The following is a 234-nucleotide window of genomic DNA, read 5'->3' as shown; positions in this document are numbered from 1 at the left end:
GCCCCCGATCATCCGCAACCGCGCCGACCTGATCCACTCCGTCGCCAACACCTACGGCGAACTCCGCGCCGAAATGGCCGGCGAACTCGCCAACCTCAAGCTGTACTGGGAAGGCGCCGCCGCGCAAGCCTTCACCCACTATGCCGACCGGGCCATCACCTACCTCACCCAACTCGAAGCCCAGGCCCGCTGGCTGGCCGACGAAGGCAAACGCGCCGCCAGCATGCTCGAAGG

The 234-nt window shown here is 67.5% G+C and carries 1 protein-coding gene; it reads left to right on the top strand.

Going from position 1 to position 234, the window contains the following annotated elements:
• The coding region (locus tag C1A38_RS30555) for a WXG100 family type VII secretion target (protein WP_199180388.1) at positions 1-234 on the top strand (234 nt) is incomplete at both ends.

Source organism: Verrucosispora sp. ts21 (assembly GCF_002879555.1).
In the GTDB taxonomy this organism is placed as follows: domain Bacteria; phylum Actinomycetota; class Actinomycetes; order Mycobacteriales; family Micromonosporaceae; genus Micromonospora; species Micromonospora gifhornensis.
This window is presented reverse-complemented; position numbering and strand designations above follow the sequence as displayed.